The organism is Mesorhizobium sp. M7D.F.Ca.US.004.01.2.1, assembly GCF_003997785.1.
Classification (GTDB): Bacteria; Pseudomonadota; Alphaproteobacteria; order Rhizobiales; family Rhizobiaceae; genus Mesorhizobium; species Mesorhizobium loti.
This window is the reverse complement of the sequence record NZ_RZRQ01000787.1, coordinates 1-360: the sequence shown is the minus strand read 5'-3', so window position 1 is coordinate 360 and position 360 is coordinate 1. Positions and strand designations below refer to the sequence as shown.

The 360-nt window shown below is 64.4% G+C and carries 2 pseudogenes; one reads left to right on the top strand and one right to left on the bottom strand.

Annotated features, from left to right (window positions below):
• Positions 1-214: pseudogene (locus tag EN993_RS36815) on the bottom strand (pyridoxal-phosphate dependent enzyme); the annotation flags it as partial.
• On the opposite strand from EN993_RS36815, the pseudogene EN993_RS38255 reads away from it, so the two are divergent.
• Positions 213-360, top strand: a pseudogene (locus tag EN993_RS38255) (threonine dehydratase); the annotation flags it as partial. The pseudogenes EN993_RS36815 and EN993_RS38255 overlap by 2 nt on opposite strands.

The following is a 360-nucleotide window of genomic DNA, read 5'->3' as shown; positions in this document are numbered from 1 at the left end:
GCGCGCCGGCCGGCTCGCAGAAGACGAAGCGCGCTTCCCGGCCCTGATCGGCGAAATAGTGGGTGACGCCGGCGGCAAGCCCGCCACCGCCAACCGGCAGCATGATGATATCGGGCATGCGGGCGCCCGGCATCTGGTCTGCGATCTCATAGGCGACGGTTGCCTGCCCCTCGATGATGTCCTTGTGGTCGAAGGGCGGCACCATATGGGCGCCGCAGCAGAAGATCGACAAGACCAGGCTGTTCGGCGGCGATTTCATCGAGATCAGGCTGGTCGGCGATTTTTTCGACGACTGCTATCGCGCCGCCTTCGAATTCACCGAAAGCTGCGGCGCCCATATGGTGCCGCCCTTCGACCACA